Source organism: Paenibacillus phytohabitans (assembly GCF_013141775.1).
GTDB classification, from domain to species: Bacteria; Bacillota; Bacilli; order Paenibacillales; family Paenibacillaceae; genus Paenibacillus_AQ; species Paenibacillus_AQ phytohabitans.
The window spans coordinates 173,210-194,244 of sequence record NZ_WHOB01000094.1 but is presented as its reverse complement, the minus strand read 5'-3'; the positions used below and the strand labels follow the sequence as shown (position 1 = coordinate 194,244).

Below are 21,035 nucleotides of genomic sequence, written 5' to 3'. Positions count from 1 at the left end.
AGTGGGCCCAAAGGAGGAAATGAGGGGCAAAAGTGCCCTTGATTCCGTCAGTTGTGGCCCAAAGGAGGAAATGAGGGGCAAAAGTGCCCTTGATTTCTCCATTTGCGAGCCAAAGGGGGAAATGAGGGGCAAAAGTGCCCTTGATTCCGTCAGTTGCGAGCCCAAGGAGGAAATGAGGGGCAAAAGTGCCCTTGGTTTCACCAGTTACGCACCCAAGGAGGAAATGTCTATCCCTGTTTCTATCCCTATGTCTATCCCTATCCCTAAGTCGTAGCGCCCTCCTCCAGCTCCACGGGCAGGATGTAGGCTGACTCGACATGCTCACCCTGCACCTGCCGCAGGATTAGATCGACGGCCAGCTTGCCCATCGCCTCCATCGGCTGGCGGATAGAGCTGATGGCCGGATACAGCAGGCTGCGGAGGGCGATGCCGTCATAGCCGATAATCCGCACATCTTCGGGGACGCGCCGCCCTCTGATCTGGCAGGCCTTCAGGGCACAGGCGGCTATGATGTCACTGCCGGCGAAGATGCCGTCCACCTCAGGGTGCTCGCGGAACAGCTGGGCCAGCAGCAGCTCATAGGCTTCGAAGTCGAAGCTGTTGTTGTCCGTATGCAGCGAAACGTACTGGGCGCCGTGCTGCTTCGCAGTTTCTTCAAAGGCGACGCAGCGCAGATGCGATAAGATATTCAGCTTGGGATGCCCGCCGATATGGGCCAGGCGGCGGCAGCCTTTTTGAATCAGCAGGGTCGTGGCCAGCCGTCCTCCCGCGTAATTATCCGAGCATACATAAGGAATATCCGGCGAAATCTGCCGGTCAAAGGTAACCAGAGGCAGGTTCATCTGCCGGTAATCCTCTACTTCAAGCGTATGGCTGCCCATAATAATACCGTCCACCCGGCTTGCGCGCAGCATGTTGATATACTCCTGCTCCTTCTGCTTGTCCTGCCACGAGTTGCACAGCAGCAGCTTGTAGCCTTCCCGGTAGGCATGTTCTTCAATATGACTGGTCAATTCCCCGAAAAAGGGCAGGGAAACATGCGGAATAATCAGTCCGATGATGTTTGATTTCGAGCGGCTGAGGGAGCGGGCCAGTTCATTCGGGCGGTAATTGAGCTCGTCCATCGCCTGATGCACCTTCTGCTTCAATTCTTCACTTAAGTAACCCCTGTTGTTCAGCACCCGGGATACGGTGGTTGCCGATACGCCAGCCTTCAGCGCAACGTCTTTGATGGTCGGCATGGCCTGGCCTCCTGTCTAAGCAGTCAACTGCAAATTCATTCTAACGTGAGCGCTGTTCTCTGTCCACAAAGGCCGCCGCTCCGCTCTATTTGTTGTTTATTAAAATATCGTTTCCCCCTATAATTATAAGAAAGCGGCAAATTTAAAAGATAAGAATTCATTTGCTTTATGCAATAAATTATCCTTATCTTTTACGCTGATACCGGCCGGTGCAGAATGGGGTGCTTTTTTCGCTCAAAAGAGGGATGGGAAGTGGGTTTAACGAATTAGTATTTAGTATAATGTCGAAATTCCTCGTTTTATAATCGAAATCTGACTTTGAGATAGATGAACGGGAGTGTGCGAATGGGTGTAGATAAAATTCATCTCAGGTTGTTAAAAAGCTTGCTCTTGCCGCTGTTTATCTTACTGTGTACGACAGAAGGCACACACGCCTACGCCGAAGAACTTCCCGCTCAGAATGTGCTGGTGCTGCATTCCTATCAGAAAGGTTTTGCCTGGAGTGATGAACAGAGTGCCGGCATTGAAGAACGCCTCAAGAGCGCAGCTGCTCTGCCTGTAATCTATACCGAGTACATGGATTGGAAACGGTATCCCAATCAGGAGAACCTCGAACACTTCTACGAAACGATCAAATTCAAGTATCAGAATATCCGTATTGATGCGGTTCTCACCACAGATGATGCAGCCCTGAGCTTTGCCATGAAATACCGAGGGGAGATTCTGGATAATGCCCCGATCATCTTCAGCGGCGTCAATGAGCTGGGCGTGGCCGGCATCCCGGACACTCACAACATCACAGGTGTTATCGAGAAGATTGATCCTACGCGAACGATCCAAATGGCGCTGGAGATCAACCCTTCCGTGAAGAAGGTTTATGTTGTTTTTGATAATTCGGAGAGTGGATTGTCGACCGGCAAAATGGTCATGGATCAGATTGACGCGCTGAACCTGGGGCTGGAGATCTTTCCTATGAACCGCTTTTCTATTGAACAAATTAAAGCAACGGCATCCGCCCTGTCTCCGGACAGTATCGTGCTGATGACTACATACTATAGTGACTCTACCGGAAGGATTGTTGAGTTTGACAGGTTCTCAAGTGAACTGGGCAAGAGCAGCAGTGTGCCGGTGTACCATATTTATGATTTTGGACTAAACCACGGCGCCTTTGGCGGCAGTCTGATCAGCGGCAGAATTCAGGGCCAGACCTCAGCGGAGCTGGCGCTGCGCATCCTGCAGGGGGAGAGTGCGGATAATATTCCCGTTGTGACTGACAGCAATGTCCGCAATGTATTTGACTACAACGAGCTTCAGCATTTCAGCGTACCGCTGGACAAGCTGCCGGAGGGGAGCGAAATCATTAACAAGCCGTTCTCCTTCTATCAGACCTACAAAGTGCTGGTACTGAGCATTATTGCCGCTTTTGCCGTGCTGCTGACCTTTATCTTTGTATTATTATTCTATGTGCAGCTGGTGAAACGGATCAGAAGCAATCTGGAAAAAAGCAATGAACGCTTCAGCCTGGCCACCTATGGCGCAGACGCAGTAATCTGGGATGTGGACATGTCCACGATGATCTATTACTTCTCGGACAGCTGGTACGAGCTGCTGGGGTATGAACGGGATGAGGTCAATGAGACCCGCGGCGGCTGGAGAGACCTCCTGCATCCTGAGGATGCCGAGCAGGAGGACCGGCTGCGGACCCAGCATCTGGAGGGTCGTTCTTCGTATTACTACGCTGAATACCGGATGCGCAGCAAGTCGGGGGAATACAAGTGGTTCCAGGCCCGGGGCAAGGTGCTGCGTAATGCAGACGGCGGATATATCCGGTTTGCCGGGTCGATGGTCGATGTCACCGACCGCAAAGGGTATGAGAGCAAGCTGCAGATGAGCTATCAGGAGCTGGAGTCTACTTATGAGGAACTGACAGCACTGCAGGATGAGCTGCTGGAGCAGTATAACAAGGTGGTGGAGAATCAGGCGCTGCTGCAGACCAGTGAAGAGAAGTACCGCCTGCTGGCCTATAATGATGTACTGAGCGGCCTGCCGAACCGGCTGTCGCTGTCCGAAGAGCTGAAGAAATTTATTCAGGAGCACTCTGGCGGCCATGCAGCGCTGTTCTTCCTGGACATTGATAATTTCAAGTATATCAATGATTCGATGGGCCATACCTTCGGCGATGAGCTGCTGGTGAAGGTCGGCGAACGGCTGCTGGAGCTGTCCGACGGGCGCAGTAAGCATTTCCGCTTCGGCGGTGATGAGTTTGTGATTCTTTTCAAGGATGTAGACGGGTATAGTGAAGTGATCCGCTATGCGGACTCGTTGGTTCAGGGCTTCAAGGAGCCGTTCCAGCTGAGTGCCAGTGTTGTACATATCTCGGCCAGTATCGGGATTGCCCAATATCCGGAGAATGGCGTGAACGCGGAGGAACTGCTGAAGAATGCCGACATTGCCATGTATAAAGCGAAGGAAGCGGGCAAAGGCATTTATGTGATCTACGGGCGTGAGATGCAGCAGCATTTTGATGAGCGGATGATTATTGAGATGCATCTAAGAAACGCCATCTCCAATAATGAGCTCTCGCTGCATTATCAGCCGCTGGTGGATATCGGTTCGAACGAGATTTGGGGCTTCGAGGCCTTGATCCGCTGGAACAATCCCGTGCTGGGCTTCGTATCGCCGTTGTCCTTCATTAAGATTGCCGAGGATTGCCGGCTGATTGTGCCTATCGGGGAATGGGTGCTGCGCACCGCCTGTCAGTTCATCAAGGATCTGCAGAGCCAGGGGTATGCGGGCTACCATATCTCGGTTAACATCTCGGTCATTCAGCTGATGCTGGATGATTTCACGAACATGGTGCTTACGGTGCTGCGGGATACCGGACTTGCCCCGGAATATCTGGAGCTGGAGATTACAGAGTCGATCTTCATGGAATCCTTCGAGGCCATCAGCTCCAAGCTGGAAGCGCTCAAGGAAAAGGGGATCGGCATCGCGCTGGACGACTTCGGTACGGGCTATTCTTCACTGAGCTATCTGAAGCAGCTGCCGATTACCACACTGAAGATTGATAAGTCCTTCATTGACAGTATCGATACCCCGAACAACATGTCGCTGGCCAGCTCCATTGTGACCATCGGCCACGATATGGGCCTGAATGTTACCGCAGAAGGGGTGGAGACCCCGGAGCAGCTGGCTTTTCTGGAGCGGACGAGCTGTGACAAGATTCAGGGCTATTATATCAGCAGGCCTATCCCGGAAAAAGAGGTTGCGGGCTGGGTTGCCGGACGGCGTGCGGGCTGAAGCAATAAGTATACGGAATGTACTCCGTTGATAGTCTGGGTATGTAATATAACAACAAAAAGGAAACCTCCTTTTAGCAAGGGGGGCTTCCTTTTTGTTTTTTCTTTTTTCGCAAAAGTGGGGTAGGGGGCTATCCGGTCTCCTTAATCCTCTACTTCAGCAGCTTCCGCGCCAGCTTGACCTTGTTGCCGTATGGCGGATAGACAATCCCGAAATCCAGTCTCGTGCTTCGCTTAACAATGCTCTTGCGGTGGGAGAAAAGCTCAAAGCTATGCTTGCCGTGATAGCCGCCTATCCCGGAATTCCCCACACCGCCGAACGGCAGATGAGTGCTGGCTACATGGGAGATTGTATCATTCACACAACCTCCCCCGAAGGAAACGCTGCCCATCACCTGTTCCTCGACCTGCTTATCCTCAGTGAACAGATAGAGGGCGAGCGGCTTGGGGTGATCGTTGATACTCCGGATAGCTTCGCTAATCTGGCTGTATTCCATAATCGGCAGCACAGGTCCGAAGATTTCATCCTCCATCGAGGCATCGCTCCAGGAAGCCGGGTAGATCAGGGACGGCTCGATGTAGAGATCCTCCGGCACAACGCTGCCGCCCAGGATCAGCTTATCGCGGTCCTGCTCAAGCATCTTTTCGATCCGCCGCAGCTGGCGTTCATTCACAATCCGTCCGTAGTCTGTGTTATGCCGGATATCCGTTCCGTAGAATGCGGTGATGTTGTGTTTGATCCGCCCGATCAGCTCAGCTGCAACATCGCTATGGACCAGCAGGTAATCCGGGGCGATACAGGTCTGCCCCACATTGATCAGCTTGCCCCACACGATCCGTTTGGCCGCGGCCTCCAGATTGGCGGTCTTGTCGACAATGACCGGACTTTTACCGCCCAGCTCAAGGGTTACAGGCACCAGATTCTTCGCTGCCGCCTCCATGACAATTCTGCCTACAGGCACGCTGCCGGTGAAGAATATATAATCGAATTTCGCGTGAATAAGCAGATTTGTCGTTTCTTTCTCACCCTGCACCACCCGGATATATGCGGGGTCAAAGGTCTCCCGGATCATGTCTTCAATGACTGCCGAAGTAGCCGGGGTACTCTCGGAAGGCTTCAATACCGCGCAATTGCCGGCGGCAATGGCCCCGATCAGCGGCTCAATCAGCAGCTGGAACGGATAATTGAAAGGTCCGATGATGAGTGCAGTCCCATAAGGCTCTGCTATAATGCTGCTCTTCGCCGGGAACATGTGCAGGGGTGATCTTACTTTAACCGGCTTCATCCAGCGCCGGAGATGCTTCATCATATAGCCGATGCTGTCCAGCGTGAAGCCGATCTCGGTGGCGTACGCCTCGAATTCACTCTTACGCAGATCCTTATTCAAGGCGGCGATAATCCGGGGCTCGCTGCGCTTGATAGCATCCTTCAGCTTCTGCAGCTGCTCCAGCCGGAAGCCGGGGTTTCTCGTGATTCCGCTGCTGAACCATTGTCTATGCTCTGCCAGCAGCTGGTCGATATGGGGGGCGGTTAACTGCAACATGCTTGCATCCTCCTCGGGTGAATCTATAGGGACATAACAGCTTGGTTCGTCTAGTCTAGCCCGGTTTGCTCTGCACCGGGGGCGGTCTTCACAGGTTGCCTGCTGAAGAGGGCAGGCTCAGGAGGTAATCATTCATCCGGCTGCGGTCCAGCAGCGTGATTTCACTGCCCTTGAAGTCAATCCAGCCCTGATCGCGCAGGAATCCAAGCTCCCGGGACAGTGAAGGACGGGCGGTGTTCAAATGCCCGGCCCATTCTTTGCGGCTGAAGGGGAGCTTCAGCGTATCGGAGGCCTGCTGCGTGCCCTGCTCCAGCAGGAAGTCTATGATCCGGCGCCGCAGCGGCCCGGCGGAGAGGTTCTCGATTTTCCGGTTAACAAGCACCAGCCGTTCGGACAGATTCTCAATGAAGCGGGTGAGGATATCTGTGTCCGCAGCGAATATTCGCAGCAGCTCCTGCTTGCCGATGAACATCACCTTGCAGGGTCCCGTTGCAGTTACCGTGGCGGGGGCTACATTATCCCTGCGGAATAACACGGCCTCCCCGATGGTCTGTCCTTCTTTGAGGTGGGCGATGGTAACGCTGCTGCCGGTGGAATGCGTCTTCTGCACCTCGACCCGGCCGGAGAGCAGAATTCCCAGCCGGTCAGCCGGATCGCCTTCGGCGAGGATGATGGCATTCCTGCGGTAAGTGCTGACGGTATAGGCCAGTGTATGCAGCAGCAGTTCGATCTCTTCTGCGGATTTCCCGCGGAATAACAGGCAGGCTTGCAGCGCGGCAGGCTCCGGTTTCATACATTTCCTCCGAATTCATAATAATCGGTAACATCCGTTACCGATTGATAGACGAAAGTCTACTACAATTACTGGTAACTGTAAAGGCGGGACGCAGCTGTCCTGTCCAGCTATCCAATTCATAATAAGGAGTGAATGTGTAATGAGCGACATGTTTTGTTTTCAGTGTCAGGAGGCGGCCAAGGGGACGGGTTGTACGATTCAGGGAGTATGCGGCAAGACCAGTGATGTAGCCAATCTGCAGGATCTTCTGGTGTATACGCTCAAAGGTATTGCGGTGTTCGCACGCAGCGGCCGTGAGCTGGGCATTACCGATCCGGTGACAGAGAAATTTATTATAGAGAGCCTGTTCGCTACGATTACCAATGCTAACTTTGTTCCGGAATACTTCACCGCGAAGATCCGGGAGGGGCTTGCCCTACGGGATAGCTGGCGCAGCAGAATCGCGGATGCCGGAGTGATCGCTTATCTGTCAGAACATGACGCAGCGCTATGGAGCGCCAGTACAGACGGGGAACTGATGGACAAGGCGGCAACCGTGGGTGTGCTTGCTACAGAGCATGAGGATATCCGCTCTCTGCGTGAGCTGCTCACCTATGGTCTCAAGGGAATGGCTGCATACATGGAGCATGCGGCGGTGCTGGGATTCTATGAAGCAGGTGCACATGCTTTTATGGAAAAGGGCCTGACGGCCGTGCTGGATGATACCCTGAGCGGGGGCGAGCTGACTGCCCTGGTCCTGGAATGCGGCAAATTCGGTGTGGATGTGATGGCACTGCTTGACCGTGCGAACACGGCGGCTTACGGCAGTCCGGAGATTACCAAAGTGAATATTGGTGTGGGCACGAACCCCGGCATTCTGATCAGCGGACATGACCTCAAGGATATGGAGGAGCTGCTGAAGCAGACGGAGGGTACCGGAGTCGACGTGTACACGCATAGTGAGATGCTGCCGGCCCACTATTACCCGGCCTTCAAGAAATACAGCCACTTCGTGGGCAACTACGGTAACGCCTGGTGGAAGCAGACTGAAGAATTTGATAGCTTTGGCGGCCCGGTCCTGATGACTACGAACTGTATCGTACCTCCAAAAGAAAGCTATAAGAACCGGCTGTACACCACAGGCAACACAGGTTATCCAGGGGTTCAGCATATTGCTGCGGGAGCAGACGGGGTGAAGGACTTCTCCGCTCTGATTGAGCAGGCCAAAGAGTGCAGCGCTCCGGTAGAAATCGAGACAGGTGAGATTATCGGCGGCTTTGCCCATGCGGCGGTCATGAATCTGGCAGATCAGGTAGTCGGGGCCGTCCAGAGCGGAGCAATCAAACAATTCTTCGTGATGGCGGGCTGCGACGGACGGATGAAGAGCCGCAGCTATTATACAGACTTCGCGGCCGAGCTGCCTGAGGATACAGTGATTCTCACCGCTGGCTGTGCCAAATACAAATATAATAAGCTGGCGCTTGGCGATATCGGCGGAATTCCCCGCGTGCTGGATGCCGGCCAGTGCAATGATTCCTACTCCCTTGTGGTCATAGCGCTGAAGCTGAAGGAAGTCTTCGGCCTGGACGACATCAACGATCTTCCGATCTCCTACAATATTGCCTGGTATGAACAAAAGGCGGTAATTGTGCTGCTGGCGCTGCTGCATCTGGGCGTGAAGAACATTCACCTCGGCCCTACACTTCCGGCATTCCTGTCACCTAATGTAGCTAAGGTGCTGGTAGACAGCTTTGGCATCGGCGGCATTACCACCGTACAGGAAGACATGGAGCGGTTTATTGCAGCGGTGTAATGCAGAATGCGACCGTTTATCCTGCGGCGCTATGTCTCACAAGACTATCGGATGGCCGCTTTTGCTGGAAATTTCCTGATTCATCCATTATTCACAACAGAGATCCGGTAATATTCTGAAATCCTGCACGGAATACAACATTTTGCCCGTTAAACCGGTCCAAAACTAAAATTGTTGTATAAAAGGCATGAATTCTCCTGCTTCAGGCGGCTTAGCGGAACAATTCTTGTATTTCATACAACAATCCTCCGCCACAACCGGCTATCTATGAATCAAAGTTGTAGAACGTACAACACTTATGTCTGCAATGCTTACTTCATAGTCTTCATTCTGCCGGTAACAAGACAAGTGTGAGGATCTGAAGTATGCCGTATTCTGCAAGTCCCACCGCGGGCCGGTAACTTGTCTGGTGGTGACTTAAGCGGGGTTTGTCTATGAAACGCACAAAAAAGCGGGCCCACGGTATACCGTGGGCCCGCTTTGGTATGTCCAGCCGGCAGCTGTTACGGCAGCCGGTAGACGGCGAACGGCTCCCCGCTGCGGAAGGCGGCGCTGGCCTGATCCAGCTGCTCAAGCGTTGCCGCATCCGGCCGGACGGAGAGACTCTGCAGGTTATGCTCCACCTGCTCTACCCGGGTGGCACCGACAATCACCGTGGAGACGGCTGGCCTGCTCATCAGCCAGGCCAGAGACAGCGCCGCCGGTGAAGTATCCAGCTCTTCCGCTATACTGCTAACCCGCTCCCCGAGCGAGATGCGTTCCGGAGTAAGGAAGCGGCGGAAATTCGGGTCGGTTTCCGCTCTGGAACCGGCAGGGGCACTGCCGGTATATTTGCCGGTGAGAATGCCGCCGGCCAGCGGGAAGTACGGGATGATGCCCAGTCCCTGGTCCAGACACAGCGGAAGCAGCTCTGCTTCAGGTGTGCGGTCGGCAAGCGAATAGCTGCACTGGATCGAGACGTATTTGGCCCAGCTGCGCGCTTCGCTGATGCCCAGCGCCTTCATCAGCTCCCAGGCAGCATAATTGGAGGCCCCGATATAACGTACTTTGCCCGCAGAGATCATATCATCGAGGGTGCGCAGCGTCTCCTCCAGCGGGGTGTAGGGGTCGAAGGTGTGAATCTGATACAAATCTACATGATCCGTCTTCAGCCGCCGCAGGCTGCCTTCCAGCTCCTGCATCAGATGGCGGCGGGAAGAGCCGCTTCCATCAGGCCCGCCATGCTTCGGAAGGCCGGCTTTGGTAGCCAGAACGGCAGCATGGCGTCTGCCCTCAAGCGCGAGGCCGATAATCCTCTCCGACTCGGAGCCGGCATAGATGTTGGCGGTATCGATGAAGTTGATGCCCTGATCCATGGCGGCATGAATGATACGGATCGAGGTGTCCTGATCGGCCCGTTTGCCGAACGAGTTGGTTCCAAGACCCAGTGCAGATACCTGAAGGCCGCTATTTCCGAGACGCTTATAATGCATGATAATCACTCCTTATCGGTATCGTTAGTTAGGCTGGCTACAGCCGGAGACGGCGGAGGGGCATCATTACCGGAGAACAGCTGCAGCGCTGTATCAATAAATAATTGTACGGCAATGGAGGTCTCCTCCAGTGAATGGACAGCGATATGAATATCGCGGTAAGCATCAGGCGCCAGCTCCCGGACCACGACATTCGGCGGTAGCGACAAGAGGGAGAGCTGGGACATCACACCGACGGCGAGCCCCTCCTTGATCATATTCAATGCCGTAATGTAGCTATTGACCTCGTATTTCACATTCAGCCTGCTTCCGGCCCGGTGGAATAAGTCCACTACCGGAGGCTCGTAGCCCGACCTGCAGAGCAGCATAGGCTGAGCTTCCAGATCCTTTACGCAGATGATCTGCTTGTGCCGAAGCTCGTGATCCCCGGGCAATACGGCGTAGAGCTTCTCCCGGAACAGCGGCAGGGAGGCGAAATCTTCGACCGGCGGAATCATCAGGCCTGCGTCAATGAACCGTGATGCCAGCCAGTCCTTCACCTCGGCGACCGAGCCTTCATATAATCTGATCTCAATTCCGGGGTATTTGGCAGTGATGGCACTGATAATCTTCGGGACAAAATAAGCAGCGGCAACCGGAAAGGCGCCGATGCGGATGAGGCCCTTCTCCAGGCCTTTCTCGGCGGCAATCTCCTGATCTATCTTATCGAGGCCGCTGAGGATTCCGCGGCAGATAACCAGAATCCGCTTGCCGATATCCGTCAGCATCAATCCGCTGCGCCGGTCGCGCAGCAGCAGCTTCACGTCCAGCTCGGCTTCGAGTGCGGAGATGGCCCGGCTGACTGCGGGCTGGGTCATATTCAGCTCAAGACCTGCCTTGGTGAAGCTGCGGCTCTCAGCGATTAAGACAAATAGGCGAATTTGAGTGTTATTCATATCTAATCTGGTATGCCCCTCATGATTATAATTCATTTCAATTATGACTGAATCTATTGTATCATTTGGGAAGAAATCAGAACAAGAGGTGAACTCATGCAGAAGCGGAAGCAAACCATTGGCTTATTAGTGTTCCTGGTTATTGTCTGGGGCATCAACTGGCCGCTCTCCAAAATTGCCTTAACGTATGCCCCGCCCTTGCTGTTCGCCGGAATCCGAACGGTCATTGCCGGTATTATACTAATCATCGCGGCGCTGCCGAAGCGGAAGCAGCTGCATTTGCGCCAGCTCTGGCCCGTCTATCTGGTGTCAGCCTTCCTCAGTATCGTCTTCTACTATGGCTTCCAGACGATTGGCCTGCAGTATGTACCGTCCGGCCTCTTCTCGGCCATTGTATTCCTGCAGCCGGTGCTGCTCGGAATCTTTGCCTGGATCTGGCTGGGCGAGCGGATGTACGGGCTTAAGATCGCCGGCCTCGTAATCGGCTTCCTCGGAGTAGCCTCATTAAGCCTTGGGGGATTAACCGGAAGCATTTCGCCTGTAGGCGTCCTGCTGGCCTTGGCCAGTGCACTCAGCTGGGCGCTGGCTACGGTCTACACCAAACGCAATGCAGCCAGAGTAGATATGCTGTGGATGACCGCGATGCAGATCATGATCGGCGGGGTAATCCTGCTGGCGGCAGGCTCAGCTTCGGAGAGTTGGGCGGATATTACCTGGAGTAGTACTTTTATAATAAATACACTGTTCATCGCGGTCTTCGTGATTGCGCTGGGCTGGTTGGTATACTTCAAGCTGATCAATGAAGGAGAGGCCGGCAAGGTAGGCTCGTTCACCTTTCTGATTCCGCTGATTTCCATCGGCTCCAGTGTAGTCTTATTGCATGAACAGATTACGTTGAATCTGGTCATCGGTATGCTGCTGATTGTGAGCAGCATTATTCTGGTGAATGTCAGGCTGGGCCGGAATGCCGGGAATGTCCTGCAGACCCCGGTACCCGGTCTGGGTAAGGAATAAACAAACGGCTGCTCCCTCAGAAGAGGGACAGCCGTTTGTGTTTGTCAGGGGTCACATTATAGCAGGCTTAGACCGTTTCTGCGTCCGCGTCCCGCAGGATCAGTTCTCCGCCGGACTCCAGGATACTGTTATGGGAACGGGCGATATTAATGAAGACATGCTCCTCCTGGAGCAGTTCAATGTCTTCACACAGATTACGCAGCAGCCGGAAGAAGCTGTTCAGAACACTGTCAGTGATAAACTCGGTGAACTGCCCCGGATGGGTAAAAACCTCCAGCATCTGCTTGAGCTGATCCGTACCGGGCTGGGGGGTCCCTTCCATGCACAGCAGTGCGGATTTAAGATCGCTGATCAGGCACTCTATATGGCTGTACTTATCCTCCAGCAGCAGCATAACCACCAGACCGTATTTCACGGATTGCTGGCGGGATTCTACATTCTTGGCCAGCAGCCGGGCGGCTTCCCGCAGTCCGCCAACTTCAGTCAGCAGCAGACTGGAGAAGCGGTGCAGGCGGTGCTGGTGTACCCCGGCAAGTCCGGTGTGCAGGCTGCAGCCGGTTACTTGACCGCTTATATAGATACTGCCTGTAGCCGTAATTGTAGATTGGCAGACGTTGCCGTAGACATACACGTTCCCTAACGCCTCAATACACATAGGGCCTTCAATATCTGAGGGTACAACGATGTCACCTGCAAACATAATCTCACGGGCCGTTGCCGCCATTTCCTTGGTGATGAGGCATAGGGCCGGGAAATCGCAGGTTGTGACGCTGCCGGAGTCTCCGCAGATGCGGGGTCTGCCCGTACGCAGAGCCGCGATCTCCCCGTTTGGAAGCAGCCGTGCATTATCTCCGGCTGCGAAATAAATATCCTGCGGTGGAGGTGGAGGCAAGATGCCTCCTTCTACGTCAAATCCGGGAATTCCCTCTTCGGGCGGCAGCTTGCGGGCGAAGACCTCTCCCTCTCTGGCGAAGGGTGCTCCCGGAAACCGCAGAAAATCTAAGGAATCTGCAGCTTCCGCAGTTCGTCCCCCCTGGAGCATTCCATTGCCTGTGAGCGTATGCTCCGGTAGGGATAGCTGCAGCCTTGATTTCTTGCCGGGCAGCGGGGCTCTCCCTTCTGCGATACAGACAGGGAGATATGTAGGGTTGTTCAGTTCGGCGTATAGGGCCGGGATATTCAGGTTCCGCAGAATGGAGCGGTTATCCAGCGAAGAGAGAATCTGTTCTATGGTGAGCGTGGACAGCAGCATCGCCCGGTTAGGCTCGGCCCGGACTGCGGCTTCGAAGGAAGCCGGGCAATTGACCAGATTCCAGGCGTACTTCTCTGCACGGTACAAGGTGAAATGCACTTTGAGCTTGTCAGGTGAAACCGTAATCTGATACTGTGGCTTCTCGCAAATTTCCCAGGTAATATGATCCGCTGAGGTCACCTCAGTAGGCTCTGTAACGGTCTTCCAGTTGATCTTCAGCACTACAGGATGAACAGCGGAGATCCGGGCGGGCTTGCCGCCAGAGAGCGGGGGAGTAATGAAGATCTGATTATTCTGCACAAGGATAATTCCATCCTTATCCCCATTCATCCCGCCGGAAGTCCGGCCCTCCACAGAGAAAGAATCCAGGAATCCGGTCCGTTCAAGCATCAAGGATTCCACGAAATCATATCGGGTTGGTTCGATGAATTGCTGCGGCATTATCTTAACCTCGCTTTTTCGTATAATCAATGGCATTCGTACAGAAAAGAGCATCATAAAGCCTGGGGGATCTCCCGGTGACTGATGGCTTACGTGGTCTCTATTGGCAGCCTGGCGACCATAAACGCGGATTCTCAGCATTCTTAGGCCCATTGCTTTGCGTCCTACCCTTTCAGGAAGTTTGCCTTTAGAAATAGATCAATGATATACACTCAGCATGAGGCGATTTCAATCGACTGTAATCGACAAAAAAGGTCATAACTGGTTCCTGCGCTGCAGGAACTTCTGCAAACAAGCTTAATTCTAGTACTTAAGGAGCTATTTTTCAACTGTATTCTGCCAATTTATTAATAATCTTGAAATGTGCAGCTCTATATTGCTTGAAAAACTGGTTTCCCAGCGCTTACAGCTTATGGGAGGAGTCTGCTCTGCAAGAACAGCCGGATCTTTGAGCTGGAGAACGGACTGCTGCTTAGGCTGCCTGCGTTGGGCGGCTTTTTTTAATATATGAATGGGGTAATTCCGGGGTTTTGTGTAATGTTTATGTTATATATGTAGAATATCACAAACAATTAGCGCATTATTTCGTAATAAAAACGAAGACATTGCAAATTTGTTGTAATATAATCTAACAAACAGCAGGAAAGATAAAATTAATGTTAATAAACATAACATTAAATATATGCATTGAATTCTGGAAGGGGAGCATGAACCATGCAGATTACAGCAGCACCTTACACCTGGCCCTATGACGGCGTCCTTGATCCGGCGAAGACGGCACTGATGATTATCGACATGCAGACGGATTTTTGCGGCAAAGGCGGTTACGTGGAGCGAATGGGCTACGACCTCTCATTAACAGCCAGTGCGATTCAGCCGATTGGGCGGCTGCTGGCACGCATCCGGGAAATTAACGGATTCACCGTTATCCATACACGGGAGGGCCATAAGCCGGATCTGTCCGATCTGCCGGCGAATAAACGGTGGCGGAGCAGACAGATCGGCGCTGAGATCGGCTCGGAAGGACCGGCGGGACGGATTCTCGTACGGGGCGAGCGCGGCTGGCAGATCATTGACGAACTGGCACCTATACAAGGAGAGCACATTATCGACAAGCCGGGTAAAGGCAGCTTTTATGCTACGGACCTGGATTTAATATTGAAGAATAAAGGGATTACCCATCTGATTCTGACCGGAATCACGACGGATGTCTGTGTACACACGACGATGCGCGAAGCCAATGACCGCGGTTATGAATGTCTGATCCTGGAGGATTGCACGGGTGCTACGGATTATGCCAATCACCTGGCAGCGCTCAATATGGTCAAAATGCAGGGTGGTGTCTTCGGCAGTGTGAGTGATTCGCAAGCGGTGCTGAAGGCGCTGGAGCAATTCTAGATACGAATTACGAATGACCAGTATTCCAAATAACATCATAACGGGGGAATCACCATGTGGAACAAGTCCAGAACCAAAGCGCTTATCCTGCTCACTTCACTAATGCTGCTCATTACAGCCTGCGGCAACAATTCGGATACCGGCAAGGCTGAGGGACAGGGGGCGGAAGGCTCCGGTGAGCTTAAGAAGGTTGTTCTGAGGTTGAAGTGGATTCATCAGGCGCAGTTTGCCGGGTTCTATACCGCCGTTGAAAAGGGCTTCTATAAGGAAGCGGGGCTGGATGTGGAGATTCGGCCGGGAGGCTCGGATTTTCCGGCGGTACAGATGGTCGCTTCGGGCAGTGAGGAGTTCGGGGTAACCGGTGCTGACCAGATCATTATTGCCAGAGAAAAAGGCGTACCGGTTAAGGCGTTATCTGCGATATACCGCAAAACCCCGTTCGTAATGTTCACGCTTAAAGAATCCGGTATCACCACAATGGAAGATCTTGTCGGCCAAAAGGTGGGCATCAAGCTCGGCGGCAATGAAGAGCTGACCTTCCGTGCTATGGAGAAAAGCGCGGGCATTGAAACCTCGCAAATCGAAGAGATGCCGATCAAATATGATCTCAGCCCCTTGTTGACCGGCCAGGTCAAGGCATGGCCCGGATATGTAATTAATGAGGTGCTGGCTGTGCAGGAGCAGGGCAAGGAAGTCAATATTATCGACCCGAACGACTATGGCATCAATTTCTATGCCGACACCCTGTTTACCACGGAGTCTGTGATTGAGAAGGATCCGGAAATGGTCCGGAGTTTCGTACAGGCCTCCATGAAGGGCTGGGATTACGCGATGGAGCATCCTGAGGAAGCGGCAGAATTCGGCCTGAAATATGGAGAAAAGCTGGATCTTGCGCATGAAATTAGCATGATGAAGGCCAGCATTCCGCTGCTTGAGCCGGAGAAGCTTCCGCTCGGCTCGATGGACGAGGCGGCGTGGGAGACGCTGCAGCAGAATCTTATCGATCTGGACTTTGTGAAAAAGCAGCAGGACATCGGCTCATTGTTCACCAATGAGTACTTGAAATAAGGAGGGAACCGGTATGACAACAGCGATGAAAGAACAGATGGATTCCGCCCCTGTGAAGAATCCCGGTACCCGGGACACGATGCTCTCCTTGCGCAATTGCTCTCTTTCCTTCGGCAATGTGCCTGTGCTTGATAATGTCAGTCTTGACGTATACCGCAATGAATTCATCTCCATTCTCGGACCGAGCGGCTGCGGGAAATCAACGACACTGCGGCTGATGCTGCGGCTGCTAAGCCCGGAAGGAGGCGGGGAGGTTGCGTATTCCTCCCCGGACCTGTCGCTGGGCATGGTCTTTCAAAAGCCTGTCCTGATGCCATGGCTCAGTGCCCTGCAGAATGTCATGCTCCCTCTTGAGCTAGGCCCGAAGAAGAAATTCAGCAAAAAGGAAGCGCGTGAAAAGGCGGAAAGCGCCCTGCGGCTGGTCGGCCTGCAGGATTTCCAGAACCACTTCCCGCATCAGCTCAGCGGCGGAATGCAGCAGCGGGCGGCGATTGCCAGAGCCTTGGCCGCCGATCCGACCGTGCTGCTGATGGATGAGCCGTTCGGTGCGCTGGATGAACTGACCCGCGAGAAGCTGAACTTTGAGCTGCTGCGTCTGTGGGAGAGTCCGGAGACAAGTCTAAGCAGCATTGTAATGGTTACCCATTCCATTCAGGAATCCGTGCTTCTGTCGGACCGGGTGGTGATGATGTCACCCCGGCCGGCCGGGGTGACCGATATTATTCCGGTACCGCTGCCTTCACCGCGTCAAGCGGGAATGGAAGAGCTGCCGGAATTCCACCGGACCGTCAAGGAATTGAGAAAGCGGGTGAAGCATCTATGACAGCCAAACTCAAGGACAGCCTGTACCCGGTCACCTTTGCACTCGGCTTCCTGATATTGTGGGAGCTGGCCGTACGGCTCCTGTCGGTTCCGATGTATCTGCTGCCTTCTCCAACCCAGGTGGTCTCGGCCATCGATGGTTCGCTGTGGTCCCATACGCTGGTTACCCTGGGCGAATCCCTGACCGGGTTCATGCTCGCTAACATACTGGGCCTGATTACTGCAGTTATTTTTGTTCATTCCAAGCCGATTGAGAAGGGGATGTTCCCGCTCGCTATTGCCCTTAAGACTACACCGCTGGTTGCGCTGGCGCCGCTGCTTGTCGTGTGGCTGGGGACCGGATATACCTCGAAGGTCATCGCTTCGATGCTGATCTGCTTTTTCCCGATTCTGGTGAACAGTGTCAAAGGTCTTAAGGCGATTGAATACGAGGCCTGGGAGCTGTTCTCCACCTATAAAGGAACCAAAAGTGAAATATTCTGGAAGCTGCGGCTGCCGACCAGTCTGCCTTATATCTTCTCCGCACTGAAAATCTCGACCTCGCTTGCCATTGTTGGAGCGATTGTCGGCGAATTTGTCGGGGCCAATAAGGGGCTGGGTTATGTGGTGCTCGTCTCCTCTTACCATATGGATACTCCGGTGATGTTCTCGGCCATTATTGCTTCGGCGCTGTGCGGCCTGCTGCTGTTCTGGTGTATCGGGCTGCTGGAGAAGAAGGTTATTTTCTGGACAAGGAGCGATGATCTGTGATGAAATGCTCGGTGATCAAAATCCCTGCAGGTGCGCCGAATGACATGTCCGGCCTGCAGGCAGCGATAGAAGAGGGGCTGCTGCGGCCCGAAGAGGTTGCAGCTGTACTGGGAAAGACCGAGGGGAACGGCTGTGTTAATGATTTCACGCGGGGCTATGCCGTTATGGCGCTGAAGGCGTTCTTCGCCGGGGTGTCCCTAGAACAGCGGCCTGCAGAAATATCCTATGTGATGTCCGGAGGGACGGAAGGTGTGCTCAGCCCGCATTTCACGGTCATTAGCCGCAGCGGCCAGGCAGAGACGGGCGTAAATGGTGATGGTGTGAAGTCACTTGCGGTCGGTACGGCCAGAACACGGACCTTCCGGCCGGAGGAGCTGGGCCGGCTCAGCCAGGTGGACGCTGTGGCGGATGCCGTGGCCCGGGCGGTCCTGGATGCCGGAATTACCTCGAAAGCGGATGTGCATTTTGTGCAGATTAAATGCCCGCTGCTCACTGCAGAGCAGATGTATGACGCGCACAGCCGTCAGGTATCGCTCGTTACAGAGGATACCTATAAATCCATGGGATATTCCAGAGGTGCATCCGCACTGGGGACTGCCGTTGCCCTGGGTGAAGTGGAGCGCTCGACCTTAAGTGAAGAAGATATATGCGTGAACTGGGATAAATTCAGCGCTGTGGCGTCTACTTCAGCCGGAAGTGAGCTTGCCTACTGCGAAGTGATTGTGTTCGGCAATTCGCTGTCTGCGGAGGGCCCGTATCACATCGACCATGCAGTCATGAAGGATGCTATTGACGGCGCAGCGCTGCAGGTCCTGCTGGACCGGTATCCCGGTGAGGAGCTGGTGCAGGTGCTGGCCAAAGCTGAAGCTGATCCGGACGGAGTCATCCGCGGACGGCGCCATATCATGCTGGATGATTCGGATATCAATCATACCCGGCATGCGCGGGCCGTGGTCGGGGGTGTACTGGCCTATGTCGGCGGCGATCCGATGATCTACGTATCCGGCGGAGGCGAGCACCAGGGGCCAAAAGGCGGAGGGCCGGTAGCGGCTGTATTCCGCCGCAGATAGCGGGCTTTTTATCAACCTATACCTATAACTTATACATCATGGAGGAATGGATTATGCATACACAGGAAACGGAAGTGCTGACAGCGGCGGACATGACATGGGAGTTAATGCCGAATCATATTGAGCTGTACCACCGGGAGATCGTCTCGGCAGCGCAGGCGGACCGTCTGGGCATCCGGATGAGCTCGATTCTGTGGGAGAAGCTGGGTGTCGGCGGCCAGGTCTTACCGCACCATCATGATGTGGTGGAGATTATTCATATCACTGTGGGGGAGGTCAAGCTGCTGTGCGAGGGTGAATGGTATAGCTACCGGGCCGGGGACACCTTCCATGTACCTGCGGGTGTAGTCCACTCCGTTGCGAATGCGGGGGATTCGCCGTCTGAGCAGATCAGTATTTTTGTGCCGGCCGAGGCGAATGTACCTGCGAACCATTTTTTTGGCACCACTCTGATCGAGGATGTGTATTCTTCCAAGCTAAAGTAAAGGCGGCGGAGCTATGGGCAGCAATGTAATCACCGGATTGAACTGCAGCGATATCCTGCTGATTCCCGATCTGAAGGAAGCGGTGGTCCTGGCGGGAGCCGGAGGCCTCGGGCGTTACATTAACCGTGTCAATGTGATGGAGGTTCCTGATGTGATTGACTGGGTCCGTCCGGGAGAATTCCTGATTACCAGCGGTTTCCCCTTTCACGGTCAGCCGGAGCTCATCACCGAGATTATTCCCCAGCTGAATCAGAAGGGCGTATCCGCGCTTGGAATCAAGACCAAGCGTTATATCGACGAAATTCCGGCACGGGCGCTGGAGCTGGCGGATCAGCTTAATTTCCCGATCTTCGAGCTGCCGGCGGCTATCTCCTTCTCCGACGTTGTACGTGACATTATGGAACGGGTGCTCGTGCAGGAGGCCAGGGAGCTCTCCCAGCTGCAGAGCCGTTTCCAGAAGCTGTCCAAGCAGCTTCTGCATGGCGACGGCATCGAGGATTTCCTGCGGACGCTGGATGGTATGCTGCATAATCCGGTCGTGCTGCTGGATGATACCGATCAGGTCCTCTGTTCCCCCCAGGCAGAGGCGCTGGAGCTGGCAGAGCAGCTTCCGTTATGGATGCAGCTGCGCCAGGAGGGCAGTCTCGGGATTACCTTCTTGACGGTCGGAGAGCGGCGTATCCGCGCCTATGTATCGTCCGTCCATGACAAGGGAGTGGATCAATGCCTGCTGGTGCTGCTGGAGTGGAACCGCGAGCTGGCGGTTGTAGATCAGTTAACCATTGACCGGGTGGGGGTACTGGTCGGGCTGGAGATGATCAACGCCGGTGCCCGCCGGGAGGTTGAACTGAAGTATGTCGACCAGTTTCTGCAGGACTGGATCAGCGGCCGGATTGCCGCAGCCGAGGATTTGAAGCTGCGGGCCGAGGCCTGCGGCTGCCCGCTTCCTGAGCGTCCGCTGCGCGCCGTATCCGTCGGCTGGCTGGAGGAGAAGCCGGAGCTTAAGCAGCTGCAGCAAGCGGTGAAGCGGGTGCGGGCCCGGGGAGATCTTCAGCATGTGAAGCTTACGATCCTTGAAGGAGAATTGGTTCTGACGGTTCCTGAGCAGCCGGATATTCCATTGGAGGAAACGCTGGGACGGCTGCTGGCTGAGATGAACCGGGTGTTTGCCAAGGAGAGCTGCGCCTTCTGCATCGGAGATCTTGCGGAAGGTCCCGACCAGGTGCGCTTCAGCTATGAGTCCGCCCGCAAAATCGCCCGTATCCGCGAGGTCAGCGGTTACAGCGGGGCTTATGTGGATTACCGGAAGCTGGGTGTCTTCAGGCTGCTGTACCATTTGCCGGAGCTTGCGGAGATCAGCGCGTACAGGGACCAGTACATCGTTCCGCTGCTGGAGTATGACAGCAAGCATGGCGTGTCTCTAGTGCAGACACTCCAGCTGTATTTCAAGTGCAACCGCAACATCAAACGGACCTCAGCCGAGCTGTTCACCCATTATAATACGGTGACTTACCGGATAGAACGGGCCTGCGAGCTGCTGGGACTCAGCCAGAATGACGGTGACGATATGCTGGAGCTGCAGCTTGCGCTTAAGCTGCACGAGATGAGCAGCGGCCGCAGGATACGTACGGATTCGCAGAGAAGGAGATGAAGCAT

16 protein-coding genes and 1 riboswitch are annotated in these 21,035 nt (G+C 54.2%); of the genes, 10 read left to right on the top strand and 6 right to left on the bottom strand.

Features of this window, described 5'->3' with window-relative positions; genetic code table 11:
* Positions 1–263 precede the first annotated feature (263 nt).
* The gene (locus tag GC101_RS33290) at positions 264–1,241 is read right to left on the bottom strand and encodes a LacI family DNA-binding transcriptional regulator (RefSeq protein WP_171720795.1); all 978 of its coding nucleotides are present in this window, start codon (positions 1,239–1,241) and stop codon (positions 264–266) included.
* A 345-nt stretch (positions 1,242–1,586) separates the two neighbouring features.
* Here GC101_RS33290 and GC101_RS33285 point away from each other — a divergent pair, with 345 nt between their 5' ends.
* Positions 1,587–4,541 carry an ABC transporter substrate binding protein gene (locus GC101_RS33285; RefSeq protein ID WP_171720794.1) on the top strand — a complete coding sequence of 985 codons (2,955 nt, stop codon included), beginning with the start codon at positions 1,587–1,589 and terminating at the stop codon, positions 4,539–4,541.
* 151 nt (positions 4,542–4,692) lie between these two features.
* On the opposite strand, the gene GC101_RS33280 is transcribed toward GC101_RS33285, so the two are convergent.
* Together GC101_RS33280 and GC101_RS33275 are read right to left on the bottom strand one after the other, a co-directional pair.
* On the bottom strand, positions 4,693–6,084 hold the full coding sequence (locus tag GC101_RS33280) for an aldehyde dehydrogenase (RefSeq protein ID WP_171720793.1): 1,392 nt from the start codon (positions 6,082–6,084) through the stop codon (positions 4,693–4,695).
* 88 nt (positions 6,085–6,172) lie between these two features.
* Entirely contained in the window at positions 6,173–6,877 is a 705-nt protein-coding gene (locus tag GC101_RS33275) for a Crp/Fnr family transcriptional regulator (RefSeq protein ID WP_042140367.1), read from the bottom strand.
* Between the two features lie 142 nt (positions 6,878–7,019).
* On the opposite strand from GC101_RS33275, the gene hcp reads away from it, so the two are divergent.
* A complete protein-coding gene (gene hcp / locus GC101_RS33270) occupies positions 7,020–8,672 on the top strand; it encodes a hydroxylamine reductase (RefSeq protein ID WP_216626850.1) in 1,653 nt (550 codons plus the stop codon).
* A gap of 503 nt (positions 8,673–9,175) precedes the next feature.
* On the opposite strand, the gene GC101_RS33265 is transcribed toward hcp, so the two are convergent.
* Positions 9,176–10,144: an aldo/keto reductase gene (locus GC101_RS33265; protein WP_171720792.1), complete on the bottom strand. Its 969-nt coding sequence runs from the start codon at positions 10,142–10,144 to the stop codon at positions 9,176–9,178.
* A gap of 5 nt (positions 10,145–10,149) precedes the next feature.
* Positions 10,150–11,079: a LysR family transcriptional regulator gene (locus GC101_RS33260; protein WP_171720791.1), complete on the bottom strand. Its 930-nt coding sequence runs from the start codon at positions 11,077–11,079 to the stop codon at positions 10,150–10,152.
* Positions 11,080–11,175: 96 nt separating this feature from the next.
* Between GC101_RS33260 and GC101_RS33255 the strand changes: the two genes are divergently transcribed.
* A complete protein-coding gene (locus tag GC101_RS33255; RefSeq protein WP_171720790.1) occupies positions 11,176–12,093 on the top strand; it encodes a DMT family transporter in 918 nt (305 codons plus the stop codon).
* Positions 12,094–12,160: 67 nt separating this feature from the next.
* Here the strand turns inward: GC101_RS33255 and GC101_RS33250 are convergent, their stop codons facing one another.
* Positions 12,161–13,786: a flagellar assembly protein A gene (locus GC101_RS33250; protein WP_171720789.1), complete on the bottom strand. Its 1,626-nt coding sequence runs from the start codon at positions 13,784–13,786 to the stop codon at positions 12,161–12,163.
* A gap of 102 nt (positions 13,787–13,888) precedes the next feature.
* Positions 13,889–13,982: riboswitch (cyclic di-GMP riboswitch) on the bottom strand.
* A gap of 518 nt (positions 13,983–14,500) precedes the next feature.
* Between GC101_RS33250 and biuH the strand changes: the two genes are divergently transcribed.
* From biuH to GC101_RS33215, 7 genes are read left to right on the top strand one after another with little or no spacing between them, the layout of a single operon-like run.
* Positions 14,501–15,184, top strand: a complete 684-nt coding sequence (biuH, locus tag GC101_RS33245; protein WP_171720788.1) for a biuret amidohydrolase — start codon at positions 14,501–14,503, stop codon at positions 15,182–15,184.
* Between the two features lie 54 nt (positions 15,185–15,238).
* Entirely contained in the window at positions 15,239–16,252 is a 1,014-nt protein-coding gene (locus GC101_RS33240) for an ABC transporter substrate-binding protein (RefSeq protein WP_171720787.1), read from the top strand.
* A gap of 13 nt (positions 16,253–16,265) precedes the next feature.
* A complete protein-coding gene (locus GC101_RS33235; RefSeq protein ID WP_052422151.1) occupies positions 16,266–17,075 on the top strand; it encodes an ABC transporter ATP-binding protein in 810 nt (269 codons plus the stop codon).
* Positions 17,072–17,824 (top strand): ABC transporter permease, encoded by a 753-nt coding sequence (locus GC101_RS33230; RefSeq protein WP_042140360.1) that lies wholly within the window; start codon positions 17,072–17,074, stop codon positions 17,822–17,824. The genes GC101_RS33235 and GC101_RS33230 overlap by 4 nt, the downstream gene beginning before the upstream one ends.
* A complete protein-coding gene (gene atzD / locus GC101_RS33225; protein ID WP_171720806.1) occupies positions 17,824–18,894 on the top strand; it encodes a cyanuric acid amidohydrolase in 1,071 nt (356 codons plus the stop codon). The genes GC101_RS33230 and atzD overlap by 1 nt, the downstream gene beginning before the upstream one ends.
* 53 nt (positions 18,895–18,947) lie before the next feature.
* Positions 18,948–19,379, top strand: a complete 432-nt coding sequence (locus GC101_RS33220) for a cupin domain-containing protein (RefSeq protein WP_042240609.1) — start codon at positions 18,948–18,950, stop codon at positions 19,377–19,379.
* A gap of 13 nt (positions 19,380–19,392) precedes the next feature.
* Entirely contained in the window at positions 19,393–21,030 is a 1,638-nt protein-coding gene (locus tag GC101_RS33215; protein ID WP_171720786.1) for a PucR family transcriptional regulator, read from the top strand.
* Positions 21,031–21,035: the final 5 nt, after the last annotated feature.

Excerpts from the sequence above, each read along its gene's own strand:
- GC101_RS33285 (WP_171720794.1), top strand. The coding sequence starts at position 1,587 with ATGGGTGTAGATAAAATTCATCTCAGGTTGTTAAAAAGCTTGCTCTTG.
- GC101_RS33265 (WP_171720792.1), bottom strand. The coding sequence starts at position 10,144 with ATGCATTATAAGCGTCTCGGAAATAGCGGCCTTCAGGTATCTGCACTG.
- GC101_RS33215 (WP_171720786.1), top strand. The coding sequence starts at position 19,393 with ATGGGCAGCAATGTAATCACCGGATTGAACTGCAGCGATATCCTGCTG.
- GC101_RS33235 (WP_052422151.1), top strand. The coding sequence starts at position 16,266 with ATGACAACAGCGATGAAAGAACAGATGGATTCCGCCCCTGTGAAGAAT.
- GC101_RS33280 (WP_171720793.1), bottom strand. The coding sequence starts at position 6,084 with ATGTTGCAGTTAACCGCCCCCCATATCGACCAGCTGCTGGCAGAGCAT.
- hcp (WP_216626850.1), top strand. The coding sequence starts at position 7,020 with ATGAGCGACATGTTTTGTTTTCAGTGTCAGGAGGCGGCCAAGGGGACG.
- GC101_RS33250 (WP_171720789.1), bottom strand. The coding sequence starts at position 13,786 with ATGCCGCAGCAATTCATCGAACCAACCCGATATGATTTCGTGGAATCC.
- GC101_RS33220 (WP_042240609.1), top strand. The coding sequence starts at position 18,948 with ATGCATACACAGGAAACGGAAGTGCTGACAGCGGCGGACATGACATGG.
- atzD (WP_171720806.1), top strand. The coding sequence starts at position 17,824 with ATGAAATGCTCGGTGATCAAAATCCCTGCAGGTGCGCCGAATGACATG.
- GC101_RS33255 (WP_171720790.1), top strand. The coding sequence starts at position 11,176 with ATGCAGAAGCGGAAGCAAACCATTGGCTTATTAGTGTTCCTGGTTATT.
- GC101_RS33290 (WP_171720795.1), bottom strand. The coding sequence starts at position 1,241 with ATGCCGACCATCAAAGACGTTGCGCTGAAGGCTGGCGTATCGGCAACC.
- GC101_RS33240 (WP_171720787.1), top strand. The coding sequence starts at position 15,239 with ATGTGGAACAAGTCCAGAACCAAAGCGCTTATCCTGCTCACTTCACTA.
- GC101_RS33230 (WP_042140360.1), top strand. The coding sequence starts at position 17,072 with ATGACAGCCAAACTCAAGGACAGCCTGTACCCGGTCACCTTTGCACTC.
- biuH (WP_171720788.1), top strand. The coding sequence starts at position 14,501 with ATGCAGATTACAGCAGCACCTTACACCTGGCCCTATGACGGCGTCCTT.
- GC101_RS33260 (WP_171720791.1), bottom strand. The coding sequence starts at position 11,079 with ATGAATAACACTCAAATTCGCCTATTTGTCTTAATCGCTGAGAGCCGC.
- GC101_RS33275 (WP_042140367.1), bottom strand. The coding sequence starts at position 6,877 with ATGAAACCGGAGCCTGCCGCGCTGCAAGCCTGCCTGTTATTCCGCGGG.